Below are 17,306 nucleotides of genomic sequence, written 5' to 3'. Positions count from 1 at the left end.
CGGAAGTCACCGGTATAGGTGGCCGGGATATTCACAAGCCATGGGTTGTCCACAGTTTTCCACCAAGATCCACATGATTTTCCAGTTCGCTGCACGGTGATTCCCCGCGCTGTTCCGCGATGTCCGCGGAAGCGAGAGCGCGTAGAGGGACGGGGAGGACACCGTGGCCGGATCCAACAGTTCCGAATGGCCGCAGAAGACCGGGGCCGGAGGCGCCGGACCGCTGATCGTCACCGAGGACGAAGAGCTGCTCGACGACCTGCTCCGACTGTGCGCGGCGGCCGGGGCCCTGCCCGAAGTGGCCCATGGCACGCTCCCGCGCCCGGCGTCGGGCACGGGGGAAAGAAGGGGAGAGGGCGGCGGCGCCGCGCCGCTGACCCTTATCGGGGACGACTGCGCCCACCGGTTCGCGGCCACCGGCCTCGGAGCCCTGGGGGAGCGCGCGGTGCTCGTGGGCAAGGACCCGGACGACGCGGGCATCTGGCGCCGGGCCGTCGAGATCGGTGCCCGCGGGGTGTCGGTGCTGCCGGAGTCCGAGGCCCGGCTGGTCGACCGCATCGCCGATGCCGTGGAAGGGGCCGGCCGCCCCGCCCGCACCGTGGGAGTGATCGGCGGCCGGGGCGGAGCGGGAGCGAGCACGCTGGCCTGCGCCCTGGCCTTGGCGGCCGCCCGCGCGGGGCGGCGCACCATGCTGGTCGACGCGGACCCGCTCGGCGGCGGCCTCGACGTCCTGCTGGGCGGCGAGCGGGCGGACGGCCTGCGCTGGCCCGCCTTCGCGGACTCCCGCGGGCGGGTGGCCGGGCAGGCGCTCGAGGAGTCCCTGCCCGAGCTCCACGCGCTGCGGCTGCTCAGCTGGGATCGCGGCGACTGCGCGAGCGTGCCGCCCGACGCCATGCGCGCCGTGCTCGCCGCGGCGCGCAGACGTGGCGGCGTGGTCGTCGTCGATCTGCCGCGCCGGCTCGACCCGGCGGCGCTCGAAGCCCTCGGCCAGCTGGACATGGGCCTGCTGGTGGTTCCCGCCGAGCTGAGGGCCGTCGCGGCGGCCCACCGCGTCGTCGCGACGGTGGGTCAGGCGCTCGGCGACCTCCGGGCCGTGGTGCTCGGGCCCTGCGGCTCCGGGCTCGACGGTGCGGAGATCGCCCGGCTGCTCAAGCTGCCCCTGGCCGGCGAGCTCGCCCCCGAGACGGGGCTGCCGGCGGCGCTGGCGGCGGGCCGCCCGCCGGGCGCGGGCGACAGAGGACCGCTCGCCCGGTTCTGCGCGGATTTCTGGGACCAGGTGCCCGACCGGGGCGAGGAGGCACCCGTATGAGCGCCGAACTGCTGGAGACCGTGCGCCTGCGACTGGCCGAGAGCGGCGCGGAGCCGACGCCCGCGCGGGTCGCGGAGGCCCTGCGGCGGGAAGGGCGGCTGCTCGGTGACGCCGAGGTCCTCGGCGTGGTGGCCCGGCTTCGCTCCGAGCTCGTCGGCACCGGCCCCCTGGAAGGGCTGCTGGCCGCCCCTGACGTCACCGATGTCCTCGTCACCGCACCCGACCAGGTGTGGGTGGACCGCGGAGCCGGCCTGGAGCGCACGGAGGTGACGTTCCCCGACGCGACGGCGGTGCGCCGACTCGCCCAGCGGCTCGCCGCGATCGCCGGCCGCCGGCTGGACGACGCCCGCCCCTGGGTGGACGCCCGGCTCCCCGACGGGACACGGCTGCACGCCGTCCTGCCCCCGGTCGCCGTCGGCTCGACCTGCCTCTCGCTGCGGGTGGTGCGGCCCCGCGCCTTCACCCTGGAGGACCTCGTCGCGGCGGGCACGGTGCCGCCGGGCGGCCAGTTGCTGCTGCGGGCCGTCCTGGACGCCCGGCTGTCCTTCGTCATCAGCGGCGGGACGGGCTCCGGGAAGACCACGCTGCTGACCTGTCTGCTCGGTCTCGTCGCGCCGGACGAGCGGATCGTCCTGGCCGAGGACTCCGCCGAGCTGCGCCCCGACCATCCGCACGTGGTGCGGCTGGAGACCCGGCCCGCGAACCAGGAGGGCATGGGCCTGGTCACCCTGCGGGACCTGGTGCGCCAGGCGTTGCGGATGCGGCCCGACCGGCTGGTCGTCGGCGAGGTGCGCGGACCTGAGGTCACCGATCTGCTGAGCGCCCTGAACACCGGTCATGAAGGCGGCTGCGGCACCGTTCACGCCAACGCCGCGGCCGACGTCCCGGCCCGGCTGGAGGCGCTGGGGTCGACGGCCGGGCTGGACCGCGCGGCGCTGCACAGCCAGCTGGCGGCCGGTCTGTCGGTGGTGATCCACCTGGTGCGTGAGCGGGGCGGCAGGCGGCGGATCGCCGAGATCCATGTGCTCGACCGCTGCGAGGCCGGGTTCGTCTCGACCGTTCCCGCGGCCGTGTGGGGACCGCGCGGCTTCGAGCGGGCGCGCGGCTGGGCGCGGCTGGCGGAGTTGTGCGAGCGCGGCGGGGGAGCGCCATGACGGGGGTCGCGGCGGTGCCGCAGGCCGCCCTGGCGTGTGCGGTGGTGCTGGGAGCCGCGGCGGTGGCCTGGTCGCTGTCGCGCCCAGGTCAGGAGGTGCGGCGGGCCCGGCTGCTCTTCGCGGGCGGTGGGGACGTCGGCCCTCCGGGGCCCTGGATGCCTGCGTGGGCCGGTGAGTGGGGCGCCCGCCTGCGGAGTTCGGCGCGGGAGCGGCGGGAGCTGGCGTGCCTTCCGGTCGGCTGTGCGGTGGCTCTGTGGGGCGAGTCGTTCCTGCCGCTGCTCGTCGCCGCCGTGGCCGTCCCGCTCGTCCGGCGCGGACTCTCCGCGCGGTCCGCGGCGCGGGAGCGTGAGCGGTGGGAGGCGGCGGTGATCGAGCTGTGCGGGGAGGTCGCGGGCGAACTGCGGGCGGGGCGGCAGCCTCATGAGGCCCTGGCCGGGGTCTCGGCCGGAGAGCTGGGGGCGGAGTGGGCGGCGGTCCCCGCCGCCGCGCGGTTCGGTGGGGACGTGCCGGAGGCCTTGCGGTCGGTGGGCCGACGGCCGGGGGCCGAAGGGCTCCAGGGCGTGGCCGCCTGCTGGCAGGTCGCGGTCGACGGCGGCGCGGGCCTGGCGGCCGGTCTCGACAAGGTCGCGGGGGCTCTGAGTGCCGAGCGGGACCAACGGGAGGAGCTCCGCGCCCAATTGGCGGGCACGCGGTCGACGGCGGCGATGCTGGCGCTCCTGCCCGTGCTCGCGCTCCTGATGGGCGGCGCCCTGGGCGCCGAGCCCCTGAGGGTGCTGCTGCACACGGGCCCTGGTCTGGCCTGTCTGGTGCTCGGAGGGCTTCTGGAGTGGGCCGGTCTGGTGTGGACGCGGCGGATCGTGCGGGCGGCTGGAGGGGGAGAGGCGTGAGCGTCGGGGGTGGTGTGAGCGAAAAAGTTATCCACAGCCTGTGGATGGGGATTCCGTTCGGCATCGTGCTCGTGGCCGCGGTGGCGGCCGTGCGCGGAGTCCGTGGGAAGCGCGCCGCGCGCCGTCGGGTCGCCGCGCTCTTCCCGTCGCCCGAACCGGCCGGGGCCGGTCGATCGGGCAGTCAGATGTGGTCCTGGAGCGGCCGGTTGCCTCCGGTGCGGGACCGATTGTCCGTCATGGGAGCGGGGGCCGCGGGGTTCATCCTCGTCGGTGGAGCCGCCGGGTGCGCCACAGGGCTCGCCGCCGCGTACGGCATGTGGCGCTGGTGCCGTCGGAAGAGTGCCGTGGACGAGGCCGGCGGTGGCTCCGGCGGGGAGCGGCGGCTGGAGGAGAAGGAAGCGGAGAAGCAACTTCCGCTCGCCGCGGATCTCATGGCCGCCTGTCTCGCCGCAGGGGCGGGACCCGGGCAGGCCGCGGAAGCCGTCGGGGCGTCCATGGCCGGCCCGGTGGGCGAGAGGCTCGCGCGGGCCGCGGCGGAGGTACGGCTCGGTGGAGACCCCGCCACGGCCTGGAACCGGATCGGAGGCCTCCCCGGCCCCGGCGCGCGTGAGCTGGCGCGTTGTCTGGAGCGGGCCCAGGCGACGGGCGTCCCGGCGGTGGAGCCGATGGCCAGGGTCGCCGGCCGGCTGCGGACCGAGCGCGCCAGGACGGCGGGCATACGGGCCCGGCGCGCGGGTGTCCTGGCCACGGCCCCGCTCGGGCTGTGCTTCCTGCCCGCGTTCCTGACGGTCGGTGTGGTGCCTGTGGTGATCGGGCTGGCGAGTTCGCTGATGAAGGGGGACTGACGATGCGTGAGATGTCGACGGGGGAGGCAGTGGTGATCGTGCGGTGGTGGTCGAGGGGCCGGATCGGACGGCGGTCGTGGCGACGGGTGAGCGGTGAGGCCGGGATGACGACGGCCGAATACGCCGTCGGGACGCTGGCGGCGTGCGCGCTCGCGGCCGTGCTCTACAAGGTGGTCACGAGCGGGGCCGTCAGCGCCGCGCTCCAGTCGCTGATCGGAAGGGCGCTCAATGCGCCCTTCTGACGGCGGCTACGCCACCGCGGAGGCCGCGGTGGTGCTGCCCACGCTGATGCTCTTCGGCATGGGGCTGATCTGGGGGCTGGTGGCCGCCGCCGCGCAGATCCAGTGCGTGGACGCGGCGAGGGCGGGCGCCCGCGCGGCGGCCCGTTCGGACCCCGCGCCCGCCACGGTCGCCGCGGCCCGGGCGGCCGCGCCGGAAGGCGCCCGGATCTCGGTGTCGCGGGAAGGCGACCTCGTCCGGGTGAAGGTGGTGGTGCGGTCGGCCGGGCCGGGTCCGCTGACCGTACGGCTCTCCGGAGAGGCGGTGGCCCTTGCGGAGGAGACCGTGGGGTGACGGGGGAGTGGCGACGGTGTGGGTGGCGGTGGCCGCGACGGCGCTCTGCGCGGTGTTCGCGGTGCTGCTGGCCCTGAGCCAGGCGGTGGTGGCCCGCCACCGCGCCGGAGGGGCGGCGGACCTCGCGGTGCTGGCGGCCGCGGACCACGCCCTGCGGGGCGAGGAGGTGGCCTGCGGCCTGGCCCGGCGGGTGGCCGGGGCACAAGGGGCGCGCGTGGTGAGCTGCGCCGTCAGCGGGGAGTTCGCCGAGCTCACGGCGGCGGCGCGGGCGGGCCCGTACACCGTCCGCGCCCGCTCCCGGGCGGGCCCGGCGCTCCCGGCGCCGGAAGCCCGGCCCTGAGGCCCTGAGGCCCTGAGGCCCTGAGGCCCTGAGGCCCTGAGGCCCTGAGGCCCTGAGGCCCTGAGGCCCTGAGGCCCTGAGGCCCTGAGGCCCTGAGGCCCTGAGGGGGCTGACGGGTCGTCCAGGGGGCGTTCCCGGCCTACGGGGCGTCGGGCGGCTCCTCGGGTGGGGCGCCGGCCAGGAGGGTCGTCAGGAGGCGGACGGCGGCCTTCTTGTCGAGCGGTTCGTTGCCGTTGCCGCACTTGGGGGACTGCACGCACGACGGGCAACCGGATGCGCACTCGCAGGCGGCGATCGCCTCCCGGGTGGCGGTGAGCCAGCGGGCGGCGGTGTGGAAGGCCCGCTCGGCGAAGCCGGCGCCGCCGGAGTGGCCGTCGTAGACGAAGACGGTCGGCAGGAGCGTGTCGGGGTGGAGGGGGATGGAGACGCCGCCGATGTCCCAGCGGTCGCACGTGGCGAAGAGCGGCAGCATGCCGATCGAGGCGTGCTCCGCGGCGTGCAGGGCGCCCCCGAGGGCCTCGGGGTCCACCCGGGCGTCGTCGAGTTGGTCCTCGGTGACGGTCCACCACACGGCGCGGGTGCGCAGTGTCCGGGGCGGCAGGTCCAGCTTGGACTCGCCCATGACCTCGCCGGTGAGGATCCGGCGGCGGAGGAAGGAGACCACCTGGTTGGTGACCTCGACGGAGCCGAAGCACAGCCGTGCGTCGCCCCAGGGGACCTCGGCGCCGGTCTCCAGGATGGAGACGGTCGTCGTGTCGCGGGCGGTCGTCGAATAGGGCGGGTCGGCCTGCTCGACGAGGGCGACGGAGTCCTCCAGGTCGAGGTGGCGGACGAGATAGGTCCGGCCCTGGTGGAGGTGGACCGCGCCTTCGTGGACGGTGGTGTGGGCGGCGCTCGCGTCCACGGTGCCCAGCAGCCGGCCCGTGCCCTCCTCCACGACCTGGACGGGGCGGCCGCCCTCGCCCCTGATGTCGGTGAGGTCGACGGCGCGCTCACGGCGCGTCCAGTGCCAGGCGGCGGCCCGGCGGCGGAGCAGCTTGCGGCCTTCGAGCTGGGTGAGCAGGCCGGGCGTCTCGGGGCCGAACAGCGACAGATCGGCCTCGGTGAGCGGCAGCTCGGCCGCGGCGGCGCACAGATGGGGGGCGAGGACGTAGGGGTTGTCGGGATCGAGGACGGTCGATTCGACGGGCTGCCGGAAGAGGGCCTCGGGGTGGTGGACGAGATAGGTGTCCAGCGGGTCGTCCCGGGCCACGAGGACGGCGAGGGCCCCTTGGCCCGTACGGCCGGCGCGGCCGGCCTGCTGCCACAGGGAGGCGCGGGTGCCCGGGTAGCCGGAGAGGAGGACGGCGTCGAGGCCGGCGACGTCGACGCCGAGCTCCAGGGCGCTGGTGGCGGCGAGGCCGAGGAGCTCGCCGGAGTGCAGGGCGCGCTCGATGGCACGGCGCTCCTCGGGGAGGTAGCCGCCCCGGTAGGCCGCGACCCGGGAGGGCAGGGAGCGGTCCACCGCTGCCAGGCGCTCCTGGGCGATCAGGGCCACCAGCTCGGCGCCGCGCCGTGAGCGGACGAAGGCGACCGTGCGGACGCCCTGGACGGCCAGGTCGGTGAGGAGGTCGGCGGTCTCCGCGGTGGCGGTACGGCGCACGGGGGCGCCCCGCTCGCCGTGGAGCTCGGTGAGCGGCGGTTCCCAGAGGGCGAAGACCAGCTCGCCGCGCGGGGAGGAGTCCTCGGTGATCTCCACGACGGGCACCCCGGTCAGCCGGGTGGCGGCGGTGGCCGGGTCGGAGGCGGTCGCCGAGGCGAGGAGGAAGACGGGGTCGGCGCCGTAGCGGGCGCAGATCCGGCGCAGCCGGCGCAGCACCTGGGCGACGTGCGAGCCGAAGACGCCGCGGTAGGTGTGGCACTCGTCGATGACGACGTAGCGCAGGGCGCGCAGGAAGGAGGACCACCTGGGGTGGGCGGGCAGGATCGAGCGGTGGAGCATGTCGGGATTGGTGAGCGCGTAATTGGCGTACTGACGCACCCACTCCCGCTCCTCCACGGGGGTGTCGCCGTCGTAGACGGCGGGGCGGACGCCCTTGCCCAGGGGCGCGGCGAGGGCCCGTACGGCGCGCCGCTGGTCGGCCGCCAGGGCCTTGGTGGGGGCGATGTAGAGCGCGGTGGCCCCCCGGCCGTTCGGCGCCTCGGAGCCGTCCAGGAGGGCGCTCAGGACCGGCGCGAGGTAGGCGAGGGACTTGCCGGAGGCGGTGCCGGTGGCCACCACGACCGATTCGCCGCGCAGCGCGTGCTCCGCCGTGAGCGCCTGATGGGCCCAGGGCCGCTCGATGCCGGCCGTCCGGATGGCGTCGACCACTTCCGGCCGGATCTTCTCAGGCCAGGGGGCATGACGTCCCGGGCGCGGGGGCAAGTGCTCCGTATGAGTGATGCGTGCAGCCCGGTCGACCCCGGCGGTCAGTCGGTCGAGGACTGTCCGGGGAGCGGGATGTACGCCCGCCTCCGGCGGGAGTTGATCGTTGGCCATCGACACCGAGTGTGTCACTGGCGTGACGGACAATGGCGCCAAGGCGTCGTGCACGCCTGCTGGTAAGTGATTGAATGCCATCGCGGCTGCCGATCCATGGGGGGCGACCGCTCGATGCAAGGTGCTGGAGGATCCGTGGACCTGTCCCTGTCGACCGAGACCGTAGGCGACCGTACGGTTGTCCGGGTCGGTGGCGAGATTGATGTGTACACCGCGCCCAAGCTGCGTGAGCAGTTGGTCGAGCTTGTCAACGACGGCAGCTATCACCTCGTCGTGGACATGGAGGGCGTCGACTTCCTCGACTCCACCGGGCTCGGCGTGCTGGTCGGCGGCCTCAAGCGGGTGCGAGCCCATGAGGGCTCGCTGCGCCTGGTCTGCAACCAGGAGCGCATTCTGAAGATCTTCCGTATCACCGGCCTCACCAAGGTGTTCCCGATTCACACCTCGGTCGAGGACGCGGTGCAGGCGACCGACTGACGGTCGCCGCCGGAAGACTGCCACGCGGGGGGTACCGGGCTCGTGAGCCCGGCCCCTCTCGCGAGTTCGCCCTTTTCCAGAAGAGGGAAGAGGGCACGTATGACCGAGGGGGATGGCATGGCCACCGTCGAACTGCTCTTCAGTGCCCTTCCCGAGCATGTCCGGACGGCACGGCTGGTGGCGGCCGCGGTGGCGCGCCGGGCCGGGGTCGACGAGGCCGTGCTGGACGAGCTGCGGCTCGCCGTCGGTGAGGCGTGCTCGCGCGCGGTCGGCCTGCACATCAGCCATGGCGTGGCCGCCCCGGTGCGGGTCGTGCTGATCGAGGACGAGAAGAAGTTCTCCATCGAGGTCGGGGACGACGCGCCCAGGCCCGCCCCCGTGGCCGCCGCGAGCGGTGCCGTACGCCACCCCGGGTCCGTCCAGGACGACAGCGGCGACGGTGAGGACGACATGGGCCTCGCCGTGATCAGCGGCCTTGTCGACGACGTCGAGGTGACGGCGGACGAGACCGGTGGGCTGATCCGGATGAGCTGGCCGACGACCCCGGGTGCCCCGCTTCCGTAGCCCGGCGTCAGTCGAATGCCGTAGCGGGCCGCCCGCGACTTTCCGTAACTCTTCTCCGCCCGGGGTCGGCCCCGCGCGGATTTTCCACTTGGCCGAATTCACCGGCGCGTCATCGGCCGCGGGCACGGGCCGTCGGCCGATTTCCGATCTTCTTCGGAGACCCCGGGCGGCCTCCGGGCGATCTCCCGGTGATCTCCGTTTTCGGATCTTCCTTTGCCGCCGGATATCGGGCGGATCATTCACTCGATCTTCACTCGCGCAGGCTCATTCCCTTTGCCGTGCTCTGTTTTGATCTCGCCATGCTCCCTACAATCCGTCCATCTTGAGCTCAGGACGCCTGAGCGTGGTGGCCGTTCCGCGGTCGCGGTCCGGTCGCGCGCCCATGTGCCAAACGTCAAGGAGGACGAATGGCGGGGCCTTTTACCCCTGGACAGGTGGACTTCACGCAGAATCTCGCAGCCGAGCTGACTCAAGGCAATCGCACCCTGGTGATGGTGATCGGAGCCGTCGCGCTGGCGGCGCTCGTCGTCGCCGTGGTGCTCGTCCGGCAGGTGCTCGCGGCCCGGGAGGGCACGGACAGCATGCGAAAGATCGCCGCTGCGGTGCAGGAAGGCGCGAACGCCTATCTCGCCCGGCAGTTGCGCACCCTCGGTGTATTCGCCGTGGTGGTGTTCTTCCTGCTCATGCTGTTGCCGGCGGACAACTGGTCGCAGCGTGCCGGGCGTTCGGCCTTCTTCCTGATCGGCGCGCTCTTCTCGGCGGCCACCGGCTATATCGGCATGTGGCTCGCGGTCCGCAGCAATGTGCGGGTCGCCGCGGCCGCGCGGGAGGCCACGCCCGTCGAGGGGGAGCCGGAGAAGGATCTGACGGCCGTCTCCCACAAGGCCATGAAGATCGCGTTTCGGACGGGTGGCGTCGTCGGGATGTGCACGGTCGGCCTCGGCCTGCTGGGCGCCTCCTGCGTGGTGCTGGTCTACGCGGCCGACGCGCCCAAGGTGCTGGAGGGCTTCGGCCTCGGCGCGGCGCTGATCGCGATGTTCATGAGGGTCGGCGGCGGCATCTTCACCAAGGCCGCCGACGTCGGCGCCGACCTGGTCGGCAAGGTGGAGCAGGGCATCCCGGAGGACGATCCGCGGAACGCCGCCACCATCGCCGACAACGTGGGCGACAACGTCGGCGACTGCGCGGGCATGGCCGCCGACCTCTTCGAGTCCTACGCGGTGACCCTGGTCGCCGCGCTGATCCTCGGCAAGGCCGCCTTCGGCGACGCGGGCCTGGCCTTCCCCCTGCTCGTCCCGGCCATCGGGGTCCTCACGGCGATGATCGGCATCTTCGCCGTCGCCCCCCGCCGCGCCGACCGCAGCGGCATGACCGCGATCAACCGCGGCTTCTTCATCTCGGCCGTCGTCTCGCTGGTCCTGGTGGCCGCCGCGGTCTTCGTCTACCTGCCGTCCAGCTTCGCGGAATTGAAGGGCATCGGGGACGACGCCATCCGGGCCCACGACGGCGACCCGCGGGTCTTCGCGCTGGTCGCGGTGGCCATCGGCATCGTGCTCGCCGCGCTCATCCAGCAGCTGACCGGCTACTTCACGGAGACCAACCGGCGCCCGGTGCGCGACATCGGCAAGACCTCCCTGACCGGCCCCGCGACCGTCGTCCTCGCCGGCATCTCCATCGGCCTGGAGTCGGCGGTCTACTCCGCCGTGCTGATCGCGCTCGGCGTCTACGGCGCGTTCCTCCTCGGCGGCACCTCGATCATGCTCGCGCTCTTCGCCGTCGCCCTCGCCGGCACGGGCCTGCTGACCACCGTCGGCGTCATCGTCGCCATGGACACCTTCGGACCGGTCTCCGACAACGCCCAGGGCATCGCCGAGATGTCCGGCGACGTCCAGGGCGCGGGCGCCCAGGTGCTCACCGACCTGGACGCCGTCGGCAACACCACCAAGGCCATCACCAAGGGCATAGCCATCGCCACGGCCGTGCTGGCCGCGGCGGCGCTGTTCGGCTCGTACCGCGACGCCATCGCCACGGCCGTGCGGGACGTACACGCCAAGTCCGGGGAACTGGGGCTCAGCCTGGACATCTCGCAGCCCAACAACCTCGTGGGGCTGATCCTCGGCGCGGCCGTCGTCTTCCTCTTCTCGGGCCTGGCGATCAACGCCGTCTCCCGCTCGGCGGGCGCGGTGGTCTACGAGGTGCGACGGCAGTTCCGCGAGCACCCCGGGATCATGGACTACACCGAAAAACCGGAGTACGGGCGGGTGGTGGACATCTGCACCAAGGACGCGCTGCGCGAACTCGCCACGCCCGGCCTGCTCGCGGTCATGGCGCCGATCGCGGTCGGCTTCTCGCTCGGCGTCGGCGCCCTCGGCTCGTACCTGGCGGGCGCGATCGGCTGCGGCACCCTGATGGCGGTCTTCCTGGCCAACTCCGGTGGCGCCTGGGACAACGCCAAGAAGCTGGTGGAGGACGGGCACCACGGCGGCAAGGGCAGCGAGGCGCACGCCGCGACCGTCATCGGCGACACGGTCGGCGATCCGTTCAAGGACACCGCCGGGCCCGCGATCAACCCGCTGCTGAAGGTGATGAACCTGGTCGCCCTCCTGATCGCGCCGGCGGTCGTCAAGTTCTCCTACGGCGACGACGCCAACGACGGGCTGCGGATCGGCGTCGCGGTCCTGGCCGTCGTCGTCATCGTCGGCGCGGTCTACGTCTCCAAGCGCCGGGGCGTCGCCGTCGACGGCGACGACGGGAACGCGGAGCAGGCGCCGCGGCCCGCCGATCCGGCGGTGGTGTCCTAACCGGCGCAGGCGTACTGAGCGAACGTCAGGAGCGCGGGTGGGCGGTGCGCGCGGGCGCACCGCCCACCCGCGCGCGCCGTCGGCGCGCATGGGGATCAGGTGCGGCGAACGCCACGCCCGTCTTGGTGCAAATGGCTTCAAAAGGGGGCGTAAGGGGTGCTCGGCTCTCGGGCGACCCGGTCTGGACGTGTAAGTTCCGGGGCCGAGAGCCATTGAAGGGACCGATCCGGTGAACAAGAAGCTTGTGGCTGCACTGTCCGGCGGTGCGGCACTTGTCCTGGCGCTGACGGGCTGCGGCGGCGACGACGAAGGCAACAAGAAGCTCGACGACTGGTCCAAGAAGGTCTGCGACCAGATGCAGCCTCAGGTGAAGAAGATCCAGGACGCCAACCACTCCATCGCGGGCGTCCAGACCGAGGAGGACTCGAAGAAGGTCCAGCAGACCGACTCGGCCGCCTTCCAGGCCAACGCCGACGCGTACAAGGCCCTGGCCACCAGCGTGGACAACGCCGGAGCGCCGCCCGTCAAGGACGGCGAGACCAGCCAGAAGAACGCGGTGAAGGCCCTCAACGACCTCTCCGGGGCGTACATCGGCCTGAAGAAGCGGATCGACGGCCTCGACACCGGTGACAAGGCGAAGTTCGGCGAGGGCCTCAAGGCCATCGGCGGGGACATCGGCAAGCTGAGCGGCCAGAGCGACGAGGCCCTCAAGAAGCTCCAGTCCGGCGACGTCGGCAAGGCCATGGCGAAGCAGCCCGGCTGCCAGAAGATCTCGGCCTCGGCCACGCCGAGCAAGAAGTAAGCCGGGCGAGAAGTAAGCCGGGCGAGAAGTAGGCCGGGCGAGAAGTAGGCCGGGCACGACGCAGGCCGGGCGGGAAGCGGCGGCACCGGCAGGCCCGCACCGGAAGCGGCGGCACCGGCCGTGCGGCCCGGCGCCGCGCCCCCGCGAGGGGCGTGGCGCCGGGCTTTCGTCATTTGTCCGCGGCGCCCCCGACAATGGTGCCGTGAGTACGCTCCTTCCCTCCGCCACCGACCGCGCGCGCACCGCCCGGCTGCGCGAATCCCTGCTGACCGCGGCCTTCACCGCCGACGGCCTCCTCGACCTGCTGGGCGCCCCCGCCTACGCCGCGCTCGCCCGCAGCGAGACGGTCCCTGCGCTGCGCGCCACCCGCGTTGACGGCCCGCTGGAGACGCTGGTGCGCCTCTTCCTGCTCCAGCTGCCGGTCGCCCACGCCCGGGCCGCCGCGGCGCTGCCGGTGGACGACTGCCTCGCGGACGGCTGGCTGGTCCGGGACGGCGGCGACGTACGGGCCACCGTCGACGTGCGCCCGTACAGCGGTCCCGAGGGCGAGGACTGGTGGATCGTCTCCGACCTGGGCTGCGCCGTCGGCGGCGCCGGCGGGATCGCCGGGGGCTCCGGCGGCCCGTCGGGCGTGGACCGCTCCCAGCTTGTCCTCGGCGTGGGCGGCGCGTCCACCACGCTCGCCGGCATCACCATCCGTACGCCCGTGGCCAGCGCCCTCGACCTCGGCACCGGCTCCGGCATCCAGGCGCTGCACGCGAGCCGGCACGCCACCGAGGTCACCGCCACCGACCTCAACCCGCGCGCCCTGCACTTCGCGCGCCTCACGCTGGCCCTCTCCGGCGCGCCCGAGGCCGATCTGCGCGAGGGCTCGCTCTTCGAGCCCGTCGCCCGGGACACCTACGACCTGATCGTCTCCAACCCGCCCTTCGTCATCTCGCCCGGCGCGCGGCTGACCTACCGCGACGGCGGCATGGGCGGCGACGACCTGTGCCGGACGATCGTCCAGCAGGCGGCGGACCGGCTCAACGACGGCGGCCACTGCCAGCTGCTCGCCAATTGGCAGCACGTCGAGGGCGAGGACTGGCGGGACCGGCTCTCCTCCTGGGTGCCGCGCGGCTGCGACGCCTGGATCGTCCAGCGCGAGGTGCAGGACGTCGCGCAGTACGCCGAGCTGTGGCTGCGTGACGGGGGCGACCACCGGACCGATCCCGCCGCGTACGCGGCCCGCTACGACGCGTGGCTGGACGAGTTCGAGACACGGAAGACCAAGGCCGTCGGATTTGGCTGGATCACGCTGCGTAAATCGGGCTCCGACCGTCCCTCCGTCATCGCGGAGGAGTGGCCGCACCCGGTCGAGCAGCCGCTCGGTGCATCCGTTCGGGCCCATTTCGAGCGACAGGACTTCCTGCGCTCGCACGACGACGCGTCCCTGCTCGCCGCCCGCTTCCGGCTCGCCGACGAGGTCGTCCAGGAGCAGGTCGGACTGCCCGGCGCGGAGGACCCGGAGCACGTCGTCCTGCGCCAGAACCGTGGAATGCGGCGGGCCACCAAGGTGGACACGGTCGGCGCGGGCTTCGCCGGGGTGTGTGACGGCTCTCTCAGCGCGGGCCGCATCCTCGACGCCATCGCGCAGCTGGTGGGGCAGGATCCGGTGCTGCTGCGGGACCGTACGCCGGAGTCGATCCGGCTCCTCGTGGAGCAGGGATTCCTGATCCCGGTGGTGGACTGAGAGCGGCGTCCGCGGGATCCGGCAAGAGGCGGGTTCACGTCAATCGGCGCGCGCGGTCCGAGAGGGGCCGCGCGGCGCTCCGGCGGTTCCTTCACTCCGGTGGTGTGCCGGTCCGGGCGGCAGACAGGACGCTTGTCGGGTTACCGTTCGAGTGGCGTTGCGGGCTTTTTCCGTTTGACACGGGGGCGGGATGTACCGTCACACTCCGCAGCGTCACCGCAGCGCCTACACCGAGTGCCGACCGGAAGAAGAGCGAAGTTGTCCCCGACCAGCGAGACCGCACAGGGCGGCCGCCGACTCGTCATCGTCGAGTCGCCTGCCAAGGCGAAGACGATCAAGGGCTACCTCGGCCCCGGATACGTCGTCGAGGCGAGCGTCGGGCACATCCGTGACCTGCCGAACGGGGCCGCCGAGGTCCCGGCGAAGTACAAGGGCGAGCCCTGGGCCCGCCTCGGCGTGAACGTCGACGCCGACTTCCAGCCCATCTACGTCGTCAATCACGACAAGAAGGACCAGGTCAAGAAGCTCAAGGAGCTGCTGGCCGAGTCCGACGAGCTCTTCCTCGCCACCGATGAGGACCGCGAGGGCGAGGCCATCGCGTGGCACCTCCAGGAAGTCCTCAAGCCCAAGGTCCCGGTCCGCCGGATGGTCTTCCACGAGATCACCAAGGACGCGATCCGGGAGGCCGTCGCCAACCCGCGCGAGCTGAACAAGAAGCTCGTCGACGCCCAGGAGACCCGCCGCATCCTCGACCGCCTCTACGGCTACGAGGTCTCGCCGGTGCTGTGGAAGAAGGTCATGCCCCGGCTGTCGGCCGGCCGGGTGCAGTCCGTCGCCACGCGTCTCGTCGTCGAGCGGGAGCGCGAGCGCATCGCCTTCCGCTCCGCCGAGTACTGGGACCTCACCGGCACCTTCGCCACGGGCCGCGGCGGCGACGCCACCGACCCCGGCACCCTCGCCGCCCGCCTGACCGCGGTCGACGGCCGCCGGGTGGCGCAGGGCCGTGACTTCGGCTCGACCGGTGTGCTCAAGGACGGCTCCGCCGTGCTGCACCTGGACGAGGCGAACGCCCGCGCGCTCGCCGCCGCCCTCGCCGACTCGGCGTTCGCGGTGCGCTCCGTCGAGTCCAAGCCGTACCGCCGCTCGCCGTACGCGCCGTTCCGGACGACGACGCTCCAGCAGGAGGCCTCGCGCAAGCTGGGCTTCGGTGCGAAGGCGACCATGCAGGTGGCCCAGAAGCTGTACGAGAACGGCTTCATCACCTACATGCGTACGGACTCCACCACGCTCTCCGACACGGCGATCCAGGCCGCCCGGGCACAGGTCACCCAGCTCTACGGCGCCGACTACCTGCCGGAGAAGCCGCGCACGTACGCCGGCAAGGTCAAGAACGCCCAGGAGGCGCACGAGGCGATCCGTCCTTCGGGTGATCGTTTCCGCACGCCCGCCGAGACCGGTCTGACCGGTGACCAGTTCCGGCTCTACGAGCTGATCTGGAAGCGGACCGTCGCCTCCCAGATGAAGGACGCGACCGGCAACTCCGTCACCGTCAAGATCGCCGGCCGGGCGAGCGACGGCCGGGACGCCGAGTTCAGCGCCTCCGGCAAGACGATCACCTTCCACGGCTTCATGAAGGCCTACGTGGAGGGCGCCGACGACCCGAACGCCGAGCTCGACGACCGCGAGCGCCGCCTCCCGCAGGTCACCGAGGGCGACCCGCTGACCGCCGAGGAGATCACCGCCGACGGTCACGCCACCAAGCCGCCGGCCCGCTACACCGAGGCCTCGCTGGTCAAGGAGCTGGAGGAGCGGGAGATCGGCCGCCCGTCGACGTACGCGTCGATCATCGGCACGATCCTCGACCGCGGCTACGTCTTCAAGAAGGGCACGGCGCTCGTCCCGTCCTTCCTGTCCTTCGCCGTCGTGAACCTCCTGGAGAAGCACTTCGGCCGGCTGGTCGACTACGACTTCACCGCCTCCATGGAGGAGGACCTCGACCGCATCGCCCGCGGTGAGGCCCAGGCCGTGCCGTGGCTGCGCCGGTTCTACTTCGGCGAGGGCACCGAGGGCGCGGCCGGCGGCGCCGCCGAGGCCGGCAACGGCGACGGCGACCACCTCGGCGGCCTCAAGGAGCTCGTCACCGACCTCGGCGCGATCGACGCCCGTGAGGTGTCCTCGTTCCCGGTCGGCGACGGCATCGTGCTGCGCGTCGGCCGCTACGGCCCGTACGTCGAGCGCGGCGAGAAGGACTCCGAGGGCCACCAGCGCGCGGACGTCCCGGAGGACCTGGCGCCCGACGAGCTGACCGTCGCCTACGCCGAGGAGCTGCTCGCCAAGCCGAGCGGCGACTTCGAGCTGGGCACGGACCCGGTCAGCGGCAACCCGGTCATCGCCCGCGACGGCCGCTACGGCCCGTACGTCACCGAGGTCCTGCCCGAGGGCACGCCGAAGACCGGCAAGAACGCCGTGAAGCCGCGGACCGCCTCGCTCTTCAAGAGCATGTCCCTGGACACGGTCACCCTGGACGACGCCCTCAAGCTGATGTCGCTGCCGCGCGTCGTCGGCGCGGACGCCGAGGGCGTGGAGATCACCGCGCAGAACGGCCGCTACGGCCCGTACCTGAAGAAGGGCACGGACTCGCGGTCCCTGGAGACCGAGGACCAGCTCTTCACGATCACCCTCGACGAGGCCCTCGCGATCTACGCCCAGCCGAAGCAGCGGGGCCGCGCCGCGGCCAAGCCGCCGCTGAAGGAGCTCGGCACCGACCCGGTCAGCGAGCGTCCGGTCGTGGTCAAGGACGGCCGCTTCGGTCCGTACGTGACCGACGGCGAGACCAACGCCACGCTGCGCCGTGACGACGACGTCGAGACGATCACGCCGGAGCGCGGCTACGAGCTGCTCGCCGAGAAGCGCGCCAAGGGCCCGGCCAAGAAGACGGCCAAGAAGGCGCCCGCGAAGAAGGCGACGGCGAAGAAGGCCACGGCCAAGAAGACCGCCACCAAGACGGCGGCGAAGAAGACGGCCGCCAAGACCACGACGGCCAAGAAGACGACCACCGCGAAGAAGACGACGGCCAAGAAGACGGCGGCGAAGAAGACCGCCACCGCCAAGACGGCCGCGTCGGCTCCGGCCGAGTAGCGCCGGGCGGCCCGGACCCCGAGGGGTCCGTGGCCGGGGGTTTCCGGCGTCGCGGGCGGGCGAGGGTGTCCGGCCGCGACGCGAGCGAGGGCGGTGAACCGGAATCCGGTTCACCGCCCTCGGCCGTGCCCGCCCCGCCTCCGCGCCGCTAGCGGTGGAGAACCCC

14 protein-coding genes are annotated in these 17,306 nt (G+C 73.0%); 13 read left to right on the top strand and 1 reads right to left on the bottom strand.

Annotated elements, in window-relative coordinates; genetic code table 11:
• Positions 1-163 precede the first annotated feature (163 nt).
• The 7 genes from ssd to SMD11_RS15310 are packed head-to-tail and all read left to right on the top strand — an operon-like array spanning position 164 to position 5,108.
• Complete coding sequence (gene ssd / locus SMD11_RS15340; RefSeq protein ID WP_234366048.1) at positions 164-1,309, top strand: septum site-determining protein Ssd; 1,146 nt, start codon at positions 164-166, stop codon at positions 1,307-1,309.
• The gene (locus tag SMD11_RS15335; RefSeq protein ID WP_087927002.1) at positions 1,306-2,463 is read left to right on the top strand and encodes a TadA family conjugal transfer-associated ATPase; all 1,158 of its coding nucleotides are present in this window, start codon (positions 1,306-1,308) and stop codon (positions 2,461-2,463) included. The genes ssd and SMD11_RS15335 overlap by 4 nt, the downstream gene beginning before the upstream one ends.
• Complete coding sequence (locus tag SMD11_RS15330) at positions 2,460-3,350, top strand: type II secretion system F family protein (RefSeq protein WP_087930522.1); 891 nt, start codon at positions 2,460-2,462, stop codon at positions 3,348-3,350. Before SMD11_RS15335 ends, SMD11_RS15330 begins: the two co-directional genes overlap by 4 nt.
• A 44-nt stretch (positions 3,351-3,394) precedes the next feature.
• On the top strand, positions 3,395-4,195 hold the full coding sequence (locus SMD11_RS15325; RefSeq protein ID WP_087930524.1) for a type II secretion system F family protein: 801 nt from the start codon (positions 3,395-3,397) through the stop codon (positions 4,193-4,195).
• Positions 4,196-4,206: 11 nt separating this feature from the next.
• Positions 4,207-4,437 carry a DUF4244 domain-containing protein gene (locus SMD11_RS15320; RefSeq protein WP_199844067.1) on the top strand — a complete coding sequence of 77 codons (231 nt, stop codon included), beginning with the start codon at positions 4,207-4,209 and terminating at the stop codon, positions 4,435-4,437.
• Positions 4,424-4,768: a TadE family type IV pilus minor pilin gene (locus SMD11_RS15315; RefSeq protein WP_087927000.1), complete on the top strand. Its 345-nt coding sequence runs from the start codon at positions 4,424-4,426 to the stop codon at positions 4,766-4,768. The genes SMD11_RS15320 and SMD11_RS15315 overlap by 14 nt, the downstream gene beginning before the upstream one ends.
• Before the next feature lie 7 nt (positions 4,769-4,775).
• Positions 4,776-5,108 carry an Rv3654c family TadE-like protein gene (locus SMD11_RS15310; protein WP_087926999.1) on the top strand — a complete coding sequence of 111 codons (333 nt, stop codon included), beginning with the start codon at positions 4,776-4,778 and terminating at the stop codon, positions 5,106-5,108.
• Positions 5,109-5,247: 139 nt separating this feature from the next.
• Here the strand turns inward: SMD11_RS15310 and SMD11_RS15305 are convergent, their stop codons facing one another.
• A complete protein-coding gene (locus tag SMD11_RS15305) occupies positions 5,248-7,707 on the bottom strand; it encodes a DEAD/DEAH box helicase (RefSeq protein ID WP_087926998.1) in 2,460 nt (819 codons plus the stop codon).
• 54 nt (positions 7,708-7,761) lie between these two features.
• Here SMD11_RS15305 and bldG point away from each other — a divergent pair, with 54 nt between their 5' ends.
• The 6 genes from bldG to topA all read left to right on the top strand — a co-directional run bounded on the left by bldG (position 7,762) and on the right by topA (position 17,140).
• On the top strand, positions 7,762-8,103 hold the full coding sequence (gene bldG / locus SMD11_RS15300) for an anti-sigma factor antagonist BldG (RefSeq protein WP_030367299.1): 342 nt from the start codon (positions 7,762-7,764) through the stop codon (positions 8,101-8,103).
• A gap of 117 nt (positions 8,104-8,220) precedes the next feature.
• Positions 8,221-8,667: an ATP-binding protein gene (locus tag SMD11_RS15295; protein ID WP_087930521.1), complete on the top strand. Its 447-nt coding sequence runs from the start codon at positions 8,221-8,223 to the stop codon at positions 8,665-8,667.
• 407 nt (positions 8,668-9,074) lie between these two features.
• Positions 9,075-11,468: a sodium-translocating pyrophosphatase gene (locus SMD11_RS15290; RefSeq protein ID WP_087926997.1), complete on the top strand. Its 2,394-nt coding sequence runs from the start codon at positions 9,075-9,077 to the stop codon at positions 11,466-11,468.
• A gap of 229 nt (positions 11,469-11,697) precedes the next feature.
• Positions 11,698-12,270 (top strand): small secreted protein, encoded by a 573-nt coding sequence (locus SMD11_RS15285; RefSeq protein WP_087926996.1) that lies wholly within the window; start codon positions 11,698-11,700, stop codon positions 12,268-12,270.
• Positions 12,271-12,472: 202 nt separating this feature from the next.
• Positions 12,473-14,002 carry a N5-glutamine methyltransferase family protein gene (locus SMD11_RS15280; RefSeq protein ID WP_087926995.1) on the top strand — a complete coding sequence of 510 codons (1,530 nt, stop codon included), beginning with the start codon at positions 12,473-12,475 and terminating at the stop codon, positions 14,000-14,002.
• 258 nt (positions 14,003-14,260) lie between these two features.
• Positions 14,261-17,140: a type I DNA topoisomerase gene (topA, locus tag SMD11_RS15275; RefSeq protein WP_087926994.1), complete on the top strand. Its 2,880-nt coding sequence runs from the start codon at positions 14,261-14,263 to the stop codon at positions 17,138-17,140.
• Positions 17,141-17,306 lie beyond the last annotated feature (166 nt).

The organism is Streptomyces albireticuli (assembly GCF_002192455.1).
Lineage (GTDB): Bacteria > Actinomycetota > Actinomycetes > Streptomycetales > Streptomycetaceae > Streptomyces > Streptomyces albireticuli_B.
Note: the sequence above shows the minus strand (reverse complement) of the source record. Positions and strands in the feature narration are given on the sequence as shown.